Annotated in this window: 19 protein-coding genes; all 19 read left to right on the forward strand. The window is 62.1% G+C overall.

Annotated features, from left to right (window positions below; translation table 11 throughout):
- Positions 1-40 precede the first annotated feature (40 nt).
- The 19 genes from AB6804_RS13150 to AB6804_RS13240 all read left to right on the forward strand — a co-directional run bounded on the left by AB6804_RS13150 (position 41) and on the right by AB6804_RS13240 (position 19,072).
- Positions 41-520, forward strand: coding sequence for an NADH-quinone oxidoreductase subunit B family protein (locus AB6804_RS13150; RefSeq protein WP_006052903.1), 480 nt, complete (start codon positions 41-43; stop codon positions 518-520).
- Positions 521-540: 20 nt separating this feature from the next.
- Positions 541-1,143: an NADH-quinone oxidoreductase subunit C gene (locus AB6804_RS13155; protein WP_035959387.1), complete on the forward strand. Its 603-nt coding sequence runs from the start codon at positions 541-543 to the stop codon at positions 1,141-1,143.
- A 9-nt stretch (positions 1,144-1,152) separates the two neighbouring features.
- Positions 1,153-2,406: an NADH-quinone oxidoreductase subunit D gene (locus tag AB6804_RS13160; RefSeq protein ID WP_370886798.1), complete on the forward strand. Its 1,254-nt coding sequence runs from the start codon at positions 1,153-1,155 to the stop codon at positions 2,404-2,406.
- Between the two features lie 168 nt (positions 2,407-2,574).
- On the forward strand, positions 2,575-3,060 hold the full coding sequence (gene nuoE, locus AB6804_RS13165; RefSeq protein ID WP_035959385.1) for an NADH-quinone oxidoreductase subunit NuoE: 486 nt from the start codon (positions 2,575-2,577) through the stop codon (positions 3,058-3,060).
- Positions 3,057-4,379 (forward strand): NADH-quinone oxidoreductase subunit NuoF, encoded by a 1,323-nt coding sequence (nuoF, locus tag AB6804_RS13170; RefSeq protein ID WP_370886799.1) that lies wholly within the window; start codon positions 3,057-3,059, stop codon positions 4,377-4,379. Before nuoE ends, nuoF begins: the two co-directional genes overlap by 4 nt.
- A 50-nt stretch (positions 4,380-4,429) precedes the next feature.
- On the forward strand, positions 4,430-6,766 hold the full coding sequence (nuoG, locus tag AB6804_RS13175; RefSeq protein ID WP_370886800.1) for an NADH-quinone oxidoreductase subunit NuoG: 2,337 nt from the start codon (positions 4,430-4,432) through the stop codon (positions 6,764-6,766).
- Positions 6,766-7,830, forward strand: coding sequence for an NADH-quinone oxidoreductase subunit NuoH (gene nuoH / locus AB6804_RS13180; RefSeq protein ID WP_035959381.1), 1,065 nt, complete (start codon positions 6,766-6,768; stop codon positions 7,828-7,830). Before nuoG ends, nuoH begins: the two co-directional genes overlap by 1 nt.
- Positions 7,831-7,856: 26 nt before the next feature.
- Entirely contained in the window at positions 7,857-8,345 is a 489-nt protein-coding gene (gene nuoI, locus AB6804_RS13185) for an NADH-quinone oxidoreductase subunit NuoI (protein ID WP_035959380.1), read from the forward strand.
- Between the two features lie 161 nt (positions 8,346-8,506).
- On the forward strand, positions 8,507-9,196 hold the full coding sequence (locus AB6804_RS13190) for an NADH-quinone oxidoreductase subunit J (RefSeq protein ID WP_035959378.1): 690 nt from the start codon (positions 8,507-8,509) through the stop codon (positions 9,194-9,196).
- 21 nt (positions 9,197-9,217) lie between these two features.
- Complete coding sequence (nuoK, locus tag AB6804_RS13195; RefSeq protein WP_007588140.1) at positions 9,218-9,523, forward strand: NADH-quinone oxidoreductase subunit NuoK; 306 nt, start codon at positions 9,218-9,220, stop codon at positions 9,521-9,523.
- A 17-nt stretch (positions 9,524-9,540) separates the two neighbouring features.
- Positions 9,541-11,595 (forward strand): NADH-quinone oxidoreductase subunit L, encoded by a 2,055-nt coding sequence (gene nuoL, locus AB6804_RS13200; protein WP_370886801.1) that lies wholly within the window; start codon positions 9,541-9,543, stop codon positions 11,593-11,595.
- A 13-nt stretch (positions 11,596-11,608) separates the two neighbouring features.
- Positions 11,609-13,099: an NADH-quinone oxidoreductase subunit M gene (locus tag AB6804_RS13205; RefSeq protein WP_035959376.1), complete on the forward strand. Its 1,491-nt coding sequence runs from the start codon at positions 11,609-11,611 to the stop codon at positions 13,097-13,099.
- 25 nt (positions 13,100-13,124) lie between these two features.
- Positions 13,125-14,597, forward strand: coding sequence for an NADH-quinone oxidoreductase subunit NuoN (gene nuoN / locus AB6804_RS13210; protein ID WP_370886802.1), 1,473 nt, complete (start codon positions 13,125-13,127; stop codon positions 14,595-14,597).
- Positions 14,597-14,917: a DUF2818 family protein gene (locus AB6804_RS13215; RefSeq protein ID WP_370886830.1), complete on the forward strand. Its 321-nt coding sequence runs from the start codon at positions 14,597-14,599 to the stop codon at positions 14,915-14,917. Before nuoN ends, AB6804_RS13215 begins: the two co-directional genes overlap by 1 nt.
- Positions 14,918-14,963: 46 nt before the next feature.
- On the forward strand, positions 14,964-15,563 hold the full coding sequence (locus tag AB6804_RS13220; RefSeq protein ID WP_370886803.1) for an NUDIX domain-containing protein: 600 nt from the start codon (positions 14,964-14,966) through the stop codon (positions 15,561-15,563).
- Positions 15,564-15,751: 188 nt separating this feature from the next.
- Positions 15,752-16,201 (forward strand): DUF1178 family protein, encoded by a 450-nt coding sequence (locus tag AB6804_RS13225; RefSeq protein WP_370886804.1) that lies wholly within the window; start codon positions 15,752-15,754, stop codon positions 16,199-16,201.
- 52 nt (positions 16,202-16,253) lie between these two features.
- On the forward strand, positions 16,254-17,450 hold the full coding sequence (locus AB6804_RS13230; RefSeq protein ID WP_370886805.1) for an acyl-CoA dehydrogenase family protein: 1,197 nt from the start codon (positions 16,254-16,256) through the stop codon (positions 17,448-17,450).
- A gap of 10 nt (positions 17,451-17,460) precedes the next feature.
- A complete protein-coding gene (locus tag AB6804_RS13235) occupies positions 17,461-18,594 on the forward strand; it encodes an acyl-CoA dehydrogenase family protein (RefSeq protein WP_370886806.1) in 1,134 nt (377 codons plus the stop codon).
- A 19-nt stretch (positions 18,595-18,613) separates the two neighbouring features.
- Positions 18,614-19,072, forward strand: a complete 459-nt coding sequence (locus tag AB6804_RS13240) for a MaoC family dehydratase (RefSeq protein WP_370886807.1) — start codon at positions 18,614-18,616, stop codon at positions 19,070-19,072.
- The last annotated feature ends 14 nt before the right edge of the window (positions 19,073-19,086 follow it).

Genomic DNA, 19,086 nt, shown 5'->3' on the forward strand with positions numbered 1-19,086 from the left:
GGGCGGCTTTGGCTGGCTGCTCATCTGGAGTGGAAATCAAATGAGTATCGAAGGGGTCTTGAAGGAAGGCTTTGTCACCACCACGGCTGACAAGCTGATCAACTGGACGCGCACCGGCTCGTTGTGGCCGATGACGTTCGGTCTCGCGTGCTGCGCGGTCGAGATGATGCATGCGGGCGCGGCCCGCTACGACCTGGACCGCTTCGGCGTGGTGTTTCGCCCGAGTCCGCGTCAGTCTGACGTGATGATCGTCGCCGGCACGTTATGCAACAAGATGGCGCCCGCGCTTCGTAAGGTGTACGACCAGATGGCCGAGCCTCGCTGGGTCATCTCGATGGGTTCGTGCGCGAACGGTGGCGGCTATTACCACTACTCGTACTCCGTCGTGCGCGGCTGCGACCGAATCGTCCCGGTCGATGTCTACGTTCCCGGCTGTCCTCCCACGGCCGAAGCACTGGTCTACGGCGTGATCCAGTTGCAGGCGAAGATTCGCCGCACCAACACCATCGCCCGTCAATAAAGGCCTGAGCCTCCCCAACTATGGCAAGCAAACTCGAGACCCTGAAGGCGAACCTCGAGACGGCGTTTGGCGGCCGTCTCCAGAGCATCACCGAGTCGCTGGGTCAGTTGACGGTCGTCGTGAAGGCGGCCGATTACCTCGAAGTCGCAACCCGGCTGCGTGACGATCGCTCGCTCGGTTTCGAGCAGTTGATGGACCTCGCCGGCGTCGACTATTCGACCTATGGCGACGGCGCCTACGAAGGCCCGCGCTTCGCAGCCGTTCTGCATCTCCTCTCCGTGTCGAACAACTGGCGCGTGCGTGTGCGCGTATTCGCACCGGACGACGACGTGCCGATCGTCCCGTCGGTGGTCGACGTGTGGTCGTCGGCCAACTGGTACGAGCGCGAGGCATTCGACCTCTACGGCATCGTGTTCGAAGGCCACCCCGATCTGCGCCGCATTCTCACGGACTATGGCTTTATCGGCCATCCGTTCCGCAAGGACTTCCCGGTGAGTGGTTTCGTCGAGATGCGTTATGACCCGGAAGAGAAGCGCGTCGTGTATCAGCCCGTGACGATCGAGCCGCGCGAGATTACGCCGCGCGTGATTCGCGAAGATCGCTACGGTGGCCTGAAACATTAAGAGAGCGTCATGGCAGAGATCAAGAATTACACGCTGAATTTTGGCCCGCAGCACCCTGCCGCACACGGCGTGTTGCGCCTCGTGCTGGAACTGGACGGCGAAGTGATCCAGCGCGCCGATCCGCATATCGGCCTGCTGCATCGCGCGACCGAGAAGCTCGCGGAAACCAAGACGTTCATTCAGTCCGTGCCGTACATGGACCGTCTCGACTACGTGTCGATGATGTGTAACGAGCATGCTTACGTGCTCGCCATCGAGAAGCTGCTCGGTATCGACGTGCCGGTGCGCGCGAAATACATCCGCGTGCTGTTCGATGAAATCACGCGCGTGCTGAACCACCTGATGTGGATCGGCTCGCACGCGCTCGACGTCGGCGCGATGGCCGTGTTCCTTTACGCGTTCCGCGAGCGCGAAGACCTGATGGACGTCTACGAGGCGGTATCCGGCGCGCGCATGCACGCGGCCTACTATCGTCCGGGCGGCGTGTATCGCGATTTGCCGGACGCGATGCCGCAATACAAGGTCTCGAAGATTCGCAACGCGAAGGCACTCGAGAGGATGAACGAGAACCGCCAGGGTTCGCTGCTCGACTTCATCGACGACTTCTTCACGCGTTTCCCCGGTCATGTCGACGAGTACGAAACGCTGCTCACCGACAACCGCATCTGGAAGCAGCGTCTGGTCGGCATCGGCGTGGTCAGCCCCGAGCGCGCATTGCAGCTCGGCATGAGCGGCGCGATGCTGCGCGGTTCGGGCATCGAATGGGACCTGCGCAAGAAGCAGCCGTACGAAGTCTACGATCAGCTCGACTTCGACATCCCCGTCGGCGTGAATGGCGATTGCTATGACCGCTATCTGGTGCGCGTCGAAGAAATGCGTCAATCCACGCGTATCGCCAAACAGTGCATTGCCTGGCTGCGCGCGAATCCCGGCCCTGTGATGATCGATAATCACAAGGTTGCGCCGCCGTCGCGTGTCGGCATGAAGAGCAACATGGAAGAGCTGATTCACCACTTCAAGCTCTTTACCGAAGGCTTCCATGTGCCGGAAGGCGAGACGTACGCCGCGATCGAGCATCCGAAGGGCGAGTTCGGCATCTATCTGGTCTCGGACGGCGCGAACAAGCCGTACCGCCTGAAGATCCGCGCGCCCGGTTATGCACACCTCGCCTCGCTCGACGAAATGGCGCGCGGCCACATGATCGCCGACGCCGTGACGATCATCGGTACGCAAGACATCGTGTTCGGCGAGATCGATCGCTGATCCATCCGCCCGCTGCAAGCACGGCGTGCTCGTCGAGCCGCCGTCGCGGTGAATCGAAGCGGGAAGCGTAGAAGCAATTACAGGAAACCGCAGGACGCCAGGTCTGCTGCAATAAGATGGTCGCGGCAGGTTTTCGTTCGGTAGGAATTGAAAGAGTCGTGTCTGAAAATGATCTCAGCTGAAGGCCTCAAAGAAATCGATCGTGCGATCGCGAAGTATCCCGCCGAGCAAAAGCAGTCGGCGGTGATGGCTGCGCTCGCTGTCGCGCAGGAGGAACACGGATGGCTGTCGCCGGAACTGATGAAGTTCGTCGCCGACTATCTGGGCATGCCGCCTGTTGCCGTACAGGAAGTCGCCACCTTCTACACGATGTACGAGCTGGCGCCGGTCGGTAAGCACAAGATCACGCTCTGCACGAACCTGCCTTGCCAGTTGGGCCCGGATGGCGGCTCCGACAGCGCGGCGCAGTATCTGAAGCAGAAGCTCGGCATCGATTTCGGCGAGACCACGCCCGACGGCAAGTTCACGCTGAAGGAAGGCGAGTGCTTCGGTTCGTGCGGCGATGCGCCGGTGATGCTGGTGAACAATCACCGCATGTGCAGCTTCATGAGCCGCGAGAAGATCGACCAGTTGATCGAGGAACTTTCGAAATGACGTCTCTCCACGATCGTCACATCAAGCCGCTGATCCTCGCCGGCCTCAACGGCGAGAACTGGCATCTTGAAGATTACGTTGCGCGCGGCGGCTACAAGCAACTGCGCCGCATCCTCGAAGAGAAGATTCCGCCGGAGCAGGTGATCGCCGACGTCAAGGCGTCGGGTCTGCGCGGCCGTGGCGGTGCGGGCTTCCCGACCGGCCTGAAGTGGAGCTTCATGCCGCGCCAGTTTCCGGGGCAGAAGTATCTCGTTTGCAACTCGGACGAGGGCGAGCCGGGCACGTTCAAGGACCGCGATATCCTGCGCTGGAATCCGCACTCGCTGATCGAAGGCATGGCCATCGGCGCGTACGCAATGGGCATCACCGTCGGCTATAACTACATCCACGGCGAGATCTTCGAGGTCTACCGCGTGTTCGAAGCGGCACTCGAAGAAGCGCGCGCGGCCGGTTATCTCGGCGCGAACATTCTCGGCTCGGGCTTCTCGTTCGAGCTTTACGCGCATCATGGTTACGGCGCGTACATCTGCGGCGAAGAAACGGCGCTGCTCGAATCGCTCGAAGGCAAGAAGGGCCAGCCGCGCTTCAAGCCGCCGTTCCCGGCGAGCTTCGGCGTGTACGGCAAGCCGACCACGATCAACAACACCGAAACGTTCGCGGCGGTGCCGTTCCTGCTGGAAATCGGCCCGCAGAATTATCTGGAACTCGGCAAGCCGAACAACGGCGGCACGAAGATTTTCTCGGTGTCGGGCGATGTGAACCGTCCGGGCAACTACGAAATTCCGCTCGGCACGCCGTTCTCGACGCTGATGGAACTCGCCGGCGGCGTGCGCGGCAACTCGGTGAAGGCGGTGATTCCGGGCGGTTCGTCCGCGCCGGTCGTGCCTGGCGAGATGATGCTCGCCACCGACATGGACTACGATTCGATCGCCAAAGCCGGTTCGATGCTGGGCTCGGGCGCGGTCATCGTCATGAACGAAACGCGCTGCATGGTGCGCTCGCTGTTGCGCCTGTCGTACTTCTATTACGAAGAGTCATGCGGCCAGTGCACGCCTTGCCGCGAGGGCACAGGCTGGCTTTATCGCGTCGTGCATCGCATCGAGCATGGTCTCGGGCGCAAGGAAGATCTGGATCTCCTGAACTCGGTCGCCGAAAACATCATGGGCCGCACCATTTGTGCGCTCGGCGATGCGGCGGCGATGCCGGTGCGCGGCATGCTGAAGCACTTCTGGAACGAATTCGAATATCACGTCGAGCACAAGCACTGTCTCGTCGGCGGGCACGCGCATCATGCGGCGTCCGAAGCGCTTACCGCGTAATCAGGCGCACAAGTCAGTTGCGCGAAAGAGGTTGAGGACCATTTCCCATCATGGTTGAACTAGAAATTGACGGCAAGACGGTCGAGGTGCCCGAAGGCAGCATGGTGATCCAGGCTGCGCATAAGGTTGATACGTACATTCCTCACTTCTGCTATCACAAGAAGCTGTCGATCGCGGCGAACTGCCGGATGTGCCTCGTCGAAGTCGAGAAGATGCCGAAGGCCGTCCCCGCGTGCGCGACCCCCGTGTCCGCGGGCATGGTCGTGCGCACGACGTCCGACAAGGCCGTGAAGGCCCAGCAGTCGGTGATGGAATTCCTGCTGATCAACCATCCGCTCGATTGCCCGATCTGCGATCAGGGCGGCGAGTGCCAGTTGCAGGATCTGGCGGTCGGTTACGGCAAGTCGCAATCACGCTATAGCGAAGAAAAGCGCGTCGTGTTCCACAAGAACGTCGGTCCGCTCATCTCGATGGAAGAGATGACGCGCTGCATCCACTGCACCCGCTGCGTGCGCTTCGGCCAGGAAGTCGCGGGCGTGATGGAACTCGGCATGCTGGGCCGCGGCGAGCATTCGGAGATCACGTCGTTCGTCGGCAAGACGGTGGATTCCGAACTGTCCGGCAACATGATCGACCTGTGCCCGGTCGGTGCGCTCACGAGCAAGCCGTTCCGCTACAGCGCGCGGACGTGGGAATTGTCGCGCCGCAAGTCGGTGAGTCCGCATGATTCCGTCGGCGCGAACCTGGTCGTCCAGGTGAAGAACAACCGCGTGATGCGCGTTCTGCCGATGGAAAACGAAGCCATCAACGAATGCTGGATCTCGGACAAGGACCGCTTTTCGTACGAAGGCCTGAACAGCGACGAGCGTCTCACCACGCCGATGCTGAAGCAGGGCGGCAACTGGATCGAAACCGACTGGCAGACCGCGCTCGAATACGTGGCGAAGGGCATCAAGGGCATCAAGGCGGATCATGGCGCGAACGCCATCGCCGCGCTCGCGACGCCGCATAGCACGATCGAAGAACTGCACCTGCTGAAGGCGCTGACTGAAGGCGTCGGCACGCCGAACATCGACTTCCGTCTGCGTCAGAGCGACTTCTCCGCGCCGGTCGGCGTGGGCGCGCCGTGGCTCGGCATCAAGATCGCGGATCTGTCGAACGTGGACACCGCGTTCGTGATCGGCTCGTTCCTGCGCCGCGATCATCCGCTCTTCGCCGCGCGTCTGCGTCAGGCAGCTAAGAACGGCGCGAAACTGACGTTCCTCAACGCGAGCAACGACGATTCGCTGATCCCGACCGCGCATCGCCTGGTGGCGGCGCCGTCGGCATGGCTGGATCAACTGGCCGGTATCGCGGCGGCGGTCTCCGAGGCGCGCGGCGTCGCGTTGCCCGAGGCGTTCGCGGGCCGCGAAGCATCGGCTGCGGCAAAGGACGTTGCTGCGTCGCTGTCGGCGGGCGAGAAGCGCGTCGTGCTGCTCGGCAATGTCGCGGTTCAACATCCTGATTTCGCGCAGATTCAAGCGGCGGCGCAGTGGATCGCCGATAACACCGGCGCGAGCTTCGGCTTCCTGACCGAAGGTGCAAACTCGGTCGGCGCTTATCTCGTCGACGCATTGCCCGGCGAAGGCGGCCTCAATGCACGCGAAGTTTTCGAACAACCGCGCAAGGGCTACGTGCTGCTGAACGCGGAGCCGGAATTCGACACGGCCGACCCGGCGCAAGCCATCGCCGCGCTGAAGTCAGCGGAAATGGTCGTCGTGATGTCGCCGTTCAGACACGGCATGGAGTATGCGGACGTGCTGCTGCCCATCGCGCCGTTCACGGAAACATCGGGCACGTTCGTCAACGCGGAAGGCACGGCTCAGTCGTTCAACGGCGTCGTGCGCGGTCTGGGCGATACGCGTCCGGGCTGGAAGGTGCTGCGCGTGCTCGGCACGATGCTCGGCCTGCCGGGCTTCGAGTTCGACACCGCCGAGGAAGTACGCATCGCGGCGCTCGGCACGGGTGATCTGACCACGCGCCTGTCGAACAAGACGACGGTCGCGGCTAAGCGCGCAGCGTCGAACATCGCGGTGAAGGGCGGCTTCGAGCGTCTCGCCGATGTGCCGATCTATCACGCCGACGCGCTCGTGCGTCGCGCGCCGTCGCTGCATCTAACTGCAGCAGCGCGCGACGCGAATGTAGCCGGCCTGCCGACGACGCTCTTCGACAAGCTCGGCCTGAAGGACGGCGACGCGGTGCGTGTCAAGCAAGGCAACCTGTCGGTGGTGCTGCCCGCGGTCCGTGACGCGAATCTGGCTGAATCGGTGGTCCGCGTGCCGGCCGCGACGGCAGCTGGTGCGGCACTCGGCGGCCTGTTCGGTGAACTGGTAGTGGAGAAGGCGTAATGGGCTTGTTCGATACGATCAACGCAGGCGGCACGCAGCTTCTTGGCGTTGCATGGCCGACCGTGTGGGCGCTCGTGCGCATCGTCGTCGTCGCGGTGGTGATCCTGCTGTGCGTCGCGTACCTGATTCTCTGGGAGCGCAAGCTCATCGGCTGGATGCACGTGCGTCTCGGACCGAACCGCGTCGGCCCGGCTGGCCTGTTGCAGCCGATTGCCGACGTGCTGAAGCTGCTGCTGAAGGAAGTCATTCAGCCGACGCAGGCCAGCAAATGGATCTACGTGATTGCGCCGATCATGACCGTGGTTCCGGCATTCGCCGTGTGGGCGGTCATTCCTTTCCAGGCGAAGGCCGTGCTCGGCAACATCAACGCGGGCCTGCTGTACATCATGGCGATCTCGTCGATCGGCGTATACGGCGTGATTCTCGCGGGCTGGGCGTCGAACTCGAAGTACGCGTTCCTCGGCGCAATGCGCGCGGCCGCGCAGATGGTGTCCTACGAAATCTCGATGGGCTTCGCGCTGGTCGTGGTGTTGATGGTCGCCGGCACGCTGAACATGTCGGACATCGTCGCTTCGCAGCAGCGCGGCATCTTTGCGGGCTTCGGCGTGAACTTCCTGTCGTGGAACTGGCTGCCGCTGTTGCCGATGTTCGTCGTGTACTTCATCTCGGGCATCGCCGAAACGAACCGTCACCCCTTCGACGTGGTGGAAGGCGAATCGGAGATCGTCGCGGGTCACATGATCGACTATTCGGGCATGGCGTTCGCGCTGTTCTTCCTGGCCGAATACATCAACATGATTGTGATTTCGGCGATCGCGGCGACGCTGTTTCTGGGCGGCTGGGATGCACCGTTCGGCTTCCTGTCGTTCATTCCCGGCGTCTTCTGGCTCGTGCTGAAAGTCTTCTTGCTGCTGTCGATTTTCATCTGGGCGCGCGCGACTTTCCCACGTTACCGCTATGACCAGATCATGCGTCTCGGCTGGAAAGTGTTCCTGCCGGTGTCGGTCGTGTGGGTGGTCGTGGTCGGCTTCTGGATCATGTCGCCGCTCAACATCTGGAAGTAACGGCGAAAGAGCGGACGAAAATCATCATGAATGCCATTCAGAACTTCTTTAAGACCTTCTTCCTGACCGAGCTGCTGAAGGGTCTGGCGCTGACGGGACGTTACACGTTCCAGCGCAAGATCACCGTGCAGTTCCCGGAAGAAAAGACGCCGGTTTCGCCGCGCTTCCGCGGGTTGCATGCGCTGCGCCGCTACGAGAACGGCGAAGAGCGCTGCATCGCGTGCAAGCTGTGCGAAGCGGTATGCCCGGCGCTCGCGATCACCATCGAATCGGAAACGCGCGCGGACAACACCCGCCGCACGACGCGCTACGACATCGACCTGACCAAGTGCATCTTCTGCGGCTTCTGTGAAGAAAGCTGCCCGGTCGATTCGATCGTCGAGACGCACATCCTCGAGTATCACGGCGAAAAACGCGGCGATCTGTATTTCACGAAGGACATGCTGCTTGCAGTGGGCGATCGTTACGAGAAGGAAATCGCCGCATCGAAGGCGGCTGACGCTCCTTACCGTTGATGCGAGTTCGGTGCCGGCGCCGCGCGGAAGAACCAGGCGTCATGCTTTCGCGCAAACCGGCTTCGAACACGAAGCGATTCTGCTTTGCTGTCGGCGCACGTGAAGAGAAACGCGCGCCGACACACCATGCCTGATGATGGCCTAACGATGAACCGGTAATCATGGAATTCACAACCGTACTGTTCTATATCTTCGCGCTGCTGCTGACCGTGTCCGCGCTGAAGGTGATCACTTCGCGCAATCCGGTGTCGTCCGCGCTTTTTCTCGTGCTCGCGTTCTTCAACGCGGCCGCGATCTGGATGCTGCTGCAAGCCGAATTCCTCGCGATCCTGCTGGTTCTCGTGTATGTCGGCGCCGTGATGGTGCTGTTCCTGTTCGTCGTGATGATGCTGGACATCAACATCGACGTGCTGCGACGCGACTTCCGGCGCTTCGTGCCGCTCGCGACCATCGTCGGCGCGATCATCGTGATCGAGACGGCGCTGATCCTGTGGCACGGCTACGGGGACACCTTCGCGCCGCTGCGTGATGCGGCAGCGGGCGCGGGCGTCGGCGGAGCGGCGGTCATGCCGAACACGCAACTCATCGGCAAGGTCATCTACACCGATTACATTTTCGCGTTCGAAATCGCGGGCCTCGTGCTGCTCGTCGCGATCATCGCGGCGATTTCGCTCACCATCCGCGACAAGAAGGACAAGAAGACACAAACCGTCAGCGAGCAGGTCAAGGTGCGCCGCGAAGACCGCGTGCGCCTCGTGAAGATGCAAGCCGAGAAGCAGGCGCCGGACGCGTCTGTCGAGCCCGCCGTGACCGGCAATGTCGGCGCGGGCACCGTCGACAACAAAGGCTGAGCGCAGAGGAGAAATCTAAACATGTTGAGTCTTGCTCATTACCTGGTGCTCGGCGCGATCCTGTTCGCGATCAGCATCGTCGGGATCTTCCTGAACCGCCGCAACGTGATCATCATCTTGATGGCCATCGAGCTGATGCTGCTCGCGGTGAACACCAATTTCGTCGCGTTCTCGCACTATCTGGGCGACGTGCACGGCCAGATTTTCGTGTTCTTCGTCCTGACCGTGGCCGCCGCCGAAGCCGCGATCGGTCTCGCGATTCTCGTGACCCTGTTCCGTAGCCTCGACACGATCAACGTCGAGGATCTCGATCAGCTCAAAGGTTAATTTCAGGCTAGGCTGTTATGTCCACGACACTCAACGAAAACCTACTGCTTGCGATCCCGCTTGCGCCGCTCGCGGGCTCGCTGATCGCCGGGCTGCTCGGGAAGGCCATCGGGCGCAAGGGCGCGCATCGCGTGACCATTCTCGGCGTCTTCATCTCGTTCATCCTGTCGGCGATCGTCTACGCCGACGTGATGAAGGGCGCCAGCTTCAACGGGACCATCTATCAGTGGCTGTCGCTCGGCTCGCTGAAGATGGAAGTCGGCTTCCTGGTCGACTCGCTCACCGCGATGATGATCGTCATCGTCACCTTCGTCTCGCTGATGGTCCACATCTACACCATCGGCTACATGGCCGAAGAGGACGGCTACCAGCGGTTCTTCTCGTACATTTCGCTCTTCACGTTCTCGATGCTGATGCTCGTCATGAGCAACAACTTCCTGCAGCTGTTCTTCGGCTGGGAAGCGGTGGGTCTCGTGTCGTACCTGCTGATCGGCTTCTACTACACGCGTGAAAGCGCCATTTACGCGAACCTGAAGGCGTTCCTCGTAAACCGCGTCGGCGACTTCGGCTTTCTGCTGGGCATCGGCTTGTTGCTCGCGTTCGCCGGCTCGCTCAACTATGGCGATGTCTTCGCGCAAGGCGACAAGCTCGCGAGCATGCAATTCCCTGGCACGAGCTGGGGTCTGCTGACGGTGGCGTGCATCTGCCTGTTCATCGGCGCGATGGGCAAGTCCGCGCAGTTCCCGCTGCACGTGTGGCTGCCTGATTCGATGGAAGGCCCGACGCCGATCTCCGCGCTGATTCACGCGGCGACGATGGTGACCGCCGGCATCTTCATGGTGACGCGCATGTCGCCGCTGTTCGAGCATTCGGATGCGGCACTGTCGTTCGTGACCGTCATCGGTGCGATTACGGCCCTGTTCATGGGCTTCCTCGGCGTGGTGCAAAACGACATCAAGCGTGTCGTCGCTTATTCGACGCTTTCGCAACTCGGCTACATGACGGTCGCGCTCGGCGTATCGGCGTATCCGGTCGCCGTGTTCCATCTGGGCACGCACGCGTTCTTCAAGGCGCTGCTGTTCCTCGGCGCGGGCTCGGTCATCATCGGCATGCACCACGATCAGGACATGCGCAACATGGGCGGCCTGGCCAAGTACATGCCGATCACGTGGATCACGTCGCTGCTCGGTTCGCTCGCGCTGATCGGCACGCCGTTCTTCTCGGGCTTCTACTCGAAAGACTCGATCATCGATGCAGTGAAGCTCTCGCATCTGCCGGGTTCTGGCTTTGCGTACTTCGCGGTGGTGGCGAGCGTGTTCGTCACGGCGCTGTACTCGTTCCGCATGTATTTCATGGTGTTCCACGGCAAGGAGCGTTTCCGCGGTCCGAAACACCCCGAGTCGCCGATGGGCGCCGAAGAAGCAGCGCACGGCCACGGTCACGGTCACGATGACCACGGTCACGGCCACGCGCACGAGCCGCACGAAAGCCCGTGGGTCGTCACGCTGCCGTTGATCCTGCTCGCGATTCCGTCGGTCGTGATCGGCGCGATCATGATCGGTCCGATGCTGTTCGGCGACTTCTTCTCGCACGGCGTCGTGTTCGATAAGGTGATCTACATCGCCGAGAACCACGAAGGCATGCACGAAATGGCCGAGGAATTCCACGGCTGGTTCGCGATGAGCCTGCATTCGGTCTCCGGCTTGCCGGTGTGGCTGGCGCTCGCGGGCGTGGTCGTCGCGTGGTTCCTGTACATGAAGCGCCCGGATCTGCCGCCGGTCATCCGCCGCCGCTTCGGCCCGATCTACACGCTGCTCGACAACAAGTACTACTTCGACAAAATCAACGAAGTGGTCTTCGCGAAGGGCGCCATCGCCATCGGCCGCGGCCTGTGGAAAGAGGGCGATGTGGTGGTCATCGACGGCATCGTCAATGGCAGTGCGCGATTCGTCGGCTGGTTCGCCGGTGTCATCCGCTTCCTTCAATCCGGTTACATCTATCACTACGCGTTCGCCATGATTATCGGCATGTTGGGGCTGTTGACCCTGTTTGTAACGCTCGGCGGCAAATAAGGCGAGGGACCCCATGCACTCTTTTCCGATTCTCAGTGTCGCGATCTGGTTGCCGATCGTATTCGGCCTCCTGGTTCTCGCTGTAGGCAATGACCGCAACCCGGCGCCCGCGCGCTGGGTCGCGCTGATCGGCTCGGTTCTCGGTTTGATCGTCACCATTCCGCTGATCACCGGCTTCGATTCGTCGACCGCCGCGTTGCAGTTCGTCGAACAGGCGAACTGGATCGAGCGGTTCAGCATCACGTATCACCTGGGCGTGGACGGCATCTCGATGTGGTTCGTCGTGCTGACCGCGCTGATCACCGTCATCGTCGTGATCGCCGGATGGGAAGTGATCACCGAGCGCGTGTCGCAGTACTTCGCCGCCTTCCTGATCCTCTCGGGCATCATGATCGGCGTGTTCTCGACGGCCGACGGCATGCTGTTCTACGTGTTCTTCGAAGCCACGCTGATTCCGATGTACATCATCATCGGCGTGTGGGGCGGACCGAACCGTGTGTACGCGGCGTTCAAGTTCTTCCTGTACACGCTTGCCGGCTCGCTGCTGATGCTGGTCGCGCTGCTGTATCTGTACACGCAGACGCACACGTTCGACCTCGCCACGTGGCACGCAGCGAAGATCGGCATGACGCCGCAGGTGCTGCTGTTCATCGCGTTCTTCCTGGCGTTCGCCGTGAAGGTGCCGATGTGGCCGGTCCACACCTGGCTGCCCGACGCGCACGTCGAAGCGCCGACGGGCGGCTCCGTCGTGCTGGCGGCAATCATGCTGAAGCTCGGCGCATACGGCTTCCTGCGCTTCTCCCTGCCGATCGCTCCGGACGCGAGCCACTTTCTCGCTCCCGTGGTCATCACGCTGTCGCTGATCGCGGTGATCTACATCGGCCTCGTGGCGATGGTGCAAGCGGACATGAAGAAGCTCGTCGCGTATTCGTCGATCGCGCACATGGGCTTCGTCACGCTCGGCTTCTTCATCTTCAGCCAGCTGGGTGTCGAAGGCGCGATCATCCAGATGATCTCGCACGGCTTCATCTCGGGCGCGATGTTCCTTTCGATCGGCGTGCTGTATGACCGCGTCCATTCGCGCCAGATCGCGGATTACGGCGGCGTCGTCAACACGATGCCCAAATTCGCGGCGCTTTCGATGCTGTTCGCGATGGCCAACTGCGGCTTGCCGGGCACGTCGGGTTTCGTCGGTGAATTCATGGTGATTCTGGCTGCCGTGAAGTTCAACTTCTGGATTGGCTTCCTCGCCACGTTCACGCTGATTCTCGGCGCGGCCTATACGCTGTGGATGTACAAGCGCGTGTACTTCGGCGCGGTCGCGAACGACCACGTTGCGAAACTCGCGGACATCAACAAGCGTGAGATGTTCATGCTCGTCGTGCTCGCGCTGTTCACGCTTTACATGGGCCTGCATCCGAAGCCCTTCACCGACGTGATGCACGAGTCGGTGGCAAACCTGCTCTCCCACGTCGCGCAGTCCAAGCTGCCGCTGGCTCAGTAACGCCGTGCGGAGGAACTAAAAGATCATGCAAAACGCCCCTATGAGTGTGCTGTTGCCCGACGCGGTCCTGATGGCCGCGGTCGTCGTGGCCTGGTTGAACGACACCATCTTCGGACCGTCGAGCCGTCGCGTCACGTATCTGATCGCGCTGTTGTCGACGATCGTCGTTGGCGTCTGGTTCGCCTTCACCGCGCTCGATCCGACGCCGCACTACTTCTTCACGCGCATGTATATCGTCGATCCGTTCGCGAGCGCGATGAAAGCGGTCGTGACGCTCGGGTACGCGGTGTCGATCATCTATTCGCGCAAGTATCTGGAAGACCGCGATCTGTTCCGTGGCGACTTCTTCCTGCTCGGCCTGTTCTCGCTGCTCGGCCAGTGCGTGATGATTTCGGGCAACAACTTCCTGACGCTGTATCTCGGTCTGGAACTGATGTCGCTGTCGCTGTATGCGGTCATCGCGCTGCGCAAGGACGCGCCGCAGTCGAACGAATCGGCGATGAAGTACTACGTGCTCGGCGCGCTTGCTTCCGGTTTCCTGCTCTACGGCGTGTCGATGCTGTACGGCGCGACCGGCTCGCTCGAACTGAACGAAGTGTTGAAGGCGGTGGCTTCCGGCCGCATCAACGACGCAGTGCTGCTCTTCGGCGTGATCTTCATCGTCGCGGGCGTGGCGTTCAAGATGGGCGCGGTGCCGTTCCATATGTGGGTGCCCGACGTCTATCAGGGCGCACCGACCGCCATGACGCTGCTCACCGGCGGCGGCCCGAAGGTCGCGGCGTTCGCATGGGGCCTGCGCTTCCTCGTGATGGGCCTGTTGCCGCTGGCGGTGGACTGGCAGGAAATGCTGGTGATTCTCGCGGCGCTGTCGCTGATCGTCGGCAATATCACGGGTATCGTGCAGCGGAACATCAAGCGGATGCTGGCGTACTCGGCCATCTCCAACATGGGTTTCGTGCTGCTCGGCCTGCTCGCGGGCGTCGTGGACGGCAAGGTGACGGGCGCGGCGGGCGCATACAGCTCGGCGATGTTCTACAGCATCATCTATCTCGTGACGACGCTCGGCACGTTCGGCGTGGTCATGCTGCTTGCGCGGCGCGACTTCGAAGCCGAAATGATCGACGACTTCAAGGGCCTGAATCAACGCAGCCCGGTCTTCGCGTTCGTGATGATGGTGATGATGTTCTCGCTCGCCGGCATTCCGCCGACGGTCGGCTTCTACGCGAAGCTCGCGGTGCTCGAAGCGACGATGAACGCTGGCCTCACGTGGCTCGCGGTGCTGGCCGTCCTGACTTCGCTGGTTGGCGCGTTCTACTATCTGCGTATCGTGAAGCTGATGTACTTCGACGCGCCGCAGGACGCATCGCCGATCGTGGCCGGTGCATTCAATCGTTCGCTGCTCGCGTTCAACGGTCTGGCCGTGCTGGTGCTCGGCCTGGTTCCCGGTCCGCTGATGACGGCGTGCCTGCAGGCGATCTCGCATACGCTGCCGCTGTAATGTCGGCGGCGGGCTGGTTCATCGTGCTGTTGGCGCTCGTGGGCGCCAACATCCCCTTTCTGAATCAGCGCCTCTTCGCCGTCGTGCCGTTGCCGCTTCCCGCGCCGACGGGGCGTAAAGCGGCGAAGAAGAGCGCCTGGATCAGAATCGGCGAGCTGATCGTTCTGTACTTCGTCGTCGGCGCGCTCGGCTTCATGCTCGAAGCGCGCGCCGGCAATCGCTTCAGTCAGGAATGGCAGTTTTATGCCATTACCTTCAGTCTCTTCGTGGTGCTCGCGTTCCCGGGCTTCACGTATCAATACCTCGTCAAACGCCGCTGATGGTTCTGCCGTCAGCGGCTTGTTTGCATCCAAGCTAGGGTTCAGCATGGCAGATCACACGTCCACTCCCGGTAGCGACGATGGCCTTATCGAAAAAAAGGTCGAAAGCGTCACGTTGCACGAAGGCAAATTCCTGACGCTCAAGCGCGACACCGTGGCTTTGCCCGATGGCAAGCATGCGACGCGCGAGTTTGTCGAGCATCCGGGCGCGGTGATGATCCTCCCCGTGTTCGACGATGGTCGCGTGCTGCTCGAACGCCAGTTTCGTTATCCCGTCGGCCAGGTGCTGCTGGAGTTCCCGGCGGGCAAGCTCGATCCGAACGAGGACGAACTCACGTGCGCCAAGCGCGAGTTGCAAGAAGAGACGGGCTATAGCGCGCGTGAATGGACGTTTCTGACGCGCATTCATCCGGTGATTTCGTATTCGACGGAATTCATCGATCTGTATCTCGCAAGCGGCCTGACCGCCGGCGACGCGAAGCTCGACGAGGGTGAATTCCTCGAAACGTTCATCGCAGATCACGCTCAGTTGATGACGTGGGTCAAGGACGGAACCATCAGCGATGTAAAGACGATCATCGGCGCGTTCTGGCTCGAAAAGCTACGCTCCGGCGAGTGGCAGGCGGGCGATCCGGTCAAGGCTTGAGCCAAAGCGTCAGCGGATTCGAAAGCGGCCCACGTGGCCGCTTTTGTCGTTTGTATGCACTCGAACGGCCAAGCGTCGCACCGGTTGAACAGCTAGAATCTAAGAGCCGGACGCATCATCGCGCTCCGTCACGAACGACCGTTCACAAACAGCAGTTCCGAGATTAAACTTCACGAAGCCCCATCAGCATGAAGGTCCTCGATTTAAAGTGCGCGCACGAACATCGCTTTGAAGGCTGGTTCGCTTCGGCCGACGAGTTCGAGTCGCAATTGGCGCGCAAGCTGGTCGCCTGTCCCGTTTGCTCGGCGACGGACGTCAGCCGCATGCCGTCCGCACCGCGGCTGAATTTGACGTCGGCGCGCGGAGATGCGCCCGCATCGGCGCAACCGCCGGTTGCCGCCTCGGACGCCGCGGCGCTTCAGGCCCGCGCGCTGAAGTTCATGCGCGAGCTGGTCGCGAAGACCGAAAACGTGGGCGAGCGTTTTGCGGAAGAGGCGCGGCGCATCCATTACAACGAAGCGCCCGCGCGCAATATTCGCGGCGTCACGACGCCGGAAGACGCGCATGCCTTGCTCGAAGAAGGAATCGAAGTGATGCCGCTGCCGGTACCGGCAGCGTTGAAGGAGCCGCTGCAGTAGAGCGCGAGCGCGGCGTCTCCGAAGGCTTCGGCACGATAAGGAGACACCGCGCATGGATCTCGACTATTCCCCTGCGGACAACGCCTTTCGGGCCGACGTCCGCGCCTGGCTCGACGCCAGTCTGCCGCGCGCGCTGCGCGAAAAAGTTCTCGGACACAAACGCCTGAACCGCGATGACTACGCCAGCTGGCATAAGCTGCTGGCCGCACGCGGCTGGTCGGCGGTCGCGTGGCCGAGGGAACACGGCGGCCCCGGCTGGGACGCCACGCAGCGCCACATCTGGGACGAGGAATGCGCCCGCGCCGGCGCGCCGATCGTGCTGCCGTTCGGTGTGTCGATGGTCGCGCCCGTGCTGATGAAATTCGGCAGCGACGCGCAAAAGTCTCGTTACCTTCCCCGCATCCTCAATGGCGACGACTGGTGGTGCCAGGGCTATTCGGAACCTGGCGCAGGGTCCGACCTCGCGTCGCTGCGCACCCGCGCCGAGCGGCAAGGCGATCACTACGTCATCAACGGACAAAAGACCTGGACGACGCTCGGCCAGCACGCCGACATGATGTTCTGCCTCGTGCGCACCGACAGCAGCGCGAAAAAGCAGGAGGGCATTTCATTCCTGCTCGTCGATATGAAAACGCCGGGCATCACCTTGCGCCCGATCATCACGCTCGACGAAGATCACGAGGTCAATGAAGTCTTCTTCGAGGACGTGAAGGTGCCGGTCGCCAATCTCGTCGGTGAAGAGAATCACGGCTGGACGTACGCGAAGTATCTGCTTGGCCACGAGCGCACGGGCATCGCGCGCGTCGGGCAATCGAAGCGGGAGCTGGCGTTTCTCAAGCGCCTCGCGCTCGATCGGAACAAAGAGGGCAAGCCGCTGCTCCTCGATCCCTTGTTTGCGGGGAAGGTCGCGGCGCTCGAAATCGAATTGATGGCGCTGGAGGTGACGGTGCTGCGTGTCGTCGGGAGCGAGACGGGCGGGAAGGGCCTCGGTCCGGAAGCCTCGATGCTCAAGATCAAGGGCACGGAAGTGCAGCAGACGTTGACCGAGTTGATGTTCGAAGCCATCGGCCCGCAGGCCGCCGCCTTCGATCCGGCGTTCCTCGAAGGCGAGCGGGAAACAAGCATCACCGATGACGATGACGCCGCGCCGCTCGCGGCTTACTACTTCAATTTCCGCAAGACATCGATCTACGGCGGATCGAACGAGATTCAGAAGAACATCATCGCGCAGATGATTCTGGGACTTTGAGGAGCCGCCCGTGGACTTCGATTTCAGCGATGAACAGCAGCAGTTTCGCGATGCGCTGCGCCGCTATCTCGACAACGAATACACCTTCGATGTGCGGCAGAAAATCGTTGCATCCGCGTCCGGCGTCGATGACAAGCATTGGCGTGCTTTCGCGGAACTCGGTCTGCTTGCGTTGCCGGTTCCGGAAGCGCAAGGCGGCTTCGATGGCGGTCCGGTCGATATGCTCGTCGTCATGCAGGAGCTCGGGCGCGCACTCGTCGTCGAGCCGGTCTGGGCGACGCTCACGGGAATCGAGGCGTTGCGGCTCGCCGCTTCGGAGGGAAGCGCGATAGCCCGTGAGTTGCTGGAGCGTGCGGCAACAGGCGGTGTGCGCCTGACGGTCGCGTTCAACGAACCGCACGCGCGTTATGACGTGTTCGACTTGCGCTCAACGGCCACCATGAGCGGCGATGCTTGCGCGATAACCGGCGTGAAGTCCGTCGTGCAGCACGGCGCGCAAGCGGATTACTGGATCGTGCCGGCACGCGTGGACGGCGAGATCGCGCTGTTCCTCGTCGCGCGCGATGCGGCCAACGCGGGCATCACCGAATACCGCACGATCGACGGCCAGCGCGCCGCGACCCTCGTCTTCAACGCGACGCCCGCCATGCGCCTCGATGGCGCGGGCGCAGCCACGCTCGAGCGGATCGCGGATTACGCGACATTCCTGCTCTGCGCCGAAGCGCTCGGCGCGCTCGATGCGCTCAATCTCGCGACGGTCGGCTACACGAAAGAGCGCCAGCAATTCGGCGGGCCGATCGCGCGATTTCAGGCGTTGCAGCATCGCATGGTCGACATGCTGATTCACACGGAGCAGGCGCGCTCGATCACCTATCTCGCCGCCGCGCGCTGCCGGCACGACGACGCCGCGACGCGCGCGCAGGCGATATCGGCGGCGAAGGCGCGTATCGGACAGGCTGCGCGCTTCGTCGGCCAGCAGGCGGTGCAGTTGCACGGCGGCATGGGCATGACGAACGAGTTGCCAGTCGCGCACTGGTTCAAGCGCTTGTCGATCATCGAGACGACGCTCGGCGACGTGGATCATCATCTCGCGCGCTTTGCATCGTCGCCCGCGTTTTCCATTACCGACATCACCAACGTTTGACGTTCACGAGGACCTTTGCATGACCTACAGCTTTGAAGACTTCGAAGTCGGCGCGGCCGTGACGCTCAGCGCCCATACTTTCACGCGCGAGGAGATCGTCGACTTCGCCGGCCGTTACGATCCGCAGCCGTTCCATCTCTCCGATGAAGCGGGCAGGGCGTCGCATTTCGGCGGGCTCGTCGCGAGCGGCTGGAACACCTGCTCGGCGATGATGGGCATTCTGGTGCGCGACATGCTCGCCGATTCGACATCGATGGGATCGCCGGGCCTCGACAACATTCGTTGGCTGAAGCCCGTGCGCGTGGGCGATTCGGTGCGCCTCACGGTGCGCGTGCTCGACAAGCGCGTGTCGAAGAGCAAGCCGGATCGCGGCATCGTGTCGACGCGCTGGGAAGCGCATAACCAGGACGGCGAACTCGTCCTGACGGTCGATTCGGCCGCGTTGTTTGGATTGCGCGAGCCGGCATCGCAGTTTTGAAGGCCGCCGTCGCG

It is taken from the genome of Caballeronia sp. RCC_10, from assembly GCF_041360715.1.
Taxonomy (GTDB): domain Bacteria; phylum Pseudomonadota; class Gammaproteobacteria; order Burkholderiales; family Burkholderiaceae; genus Caballeronia; species Caballeronia grimmiae.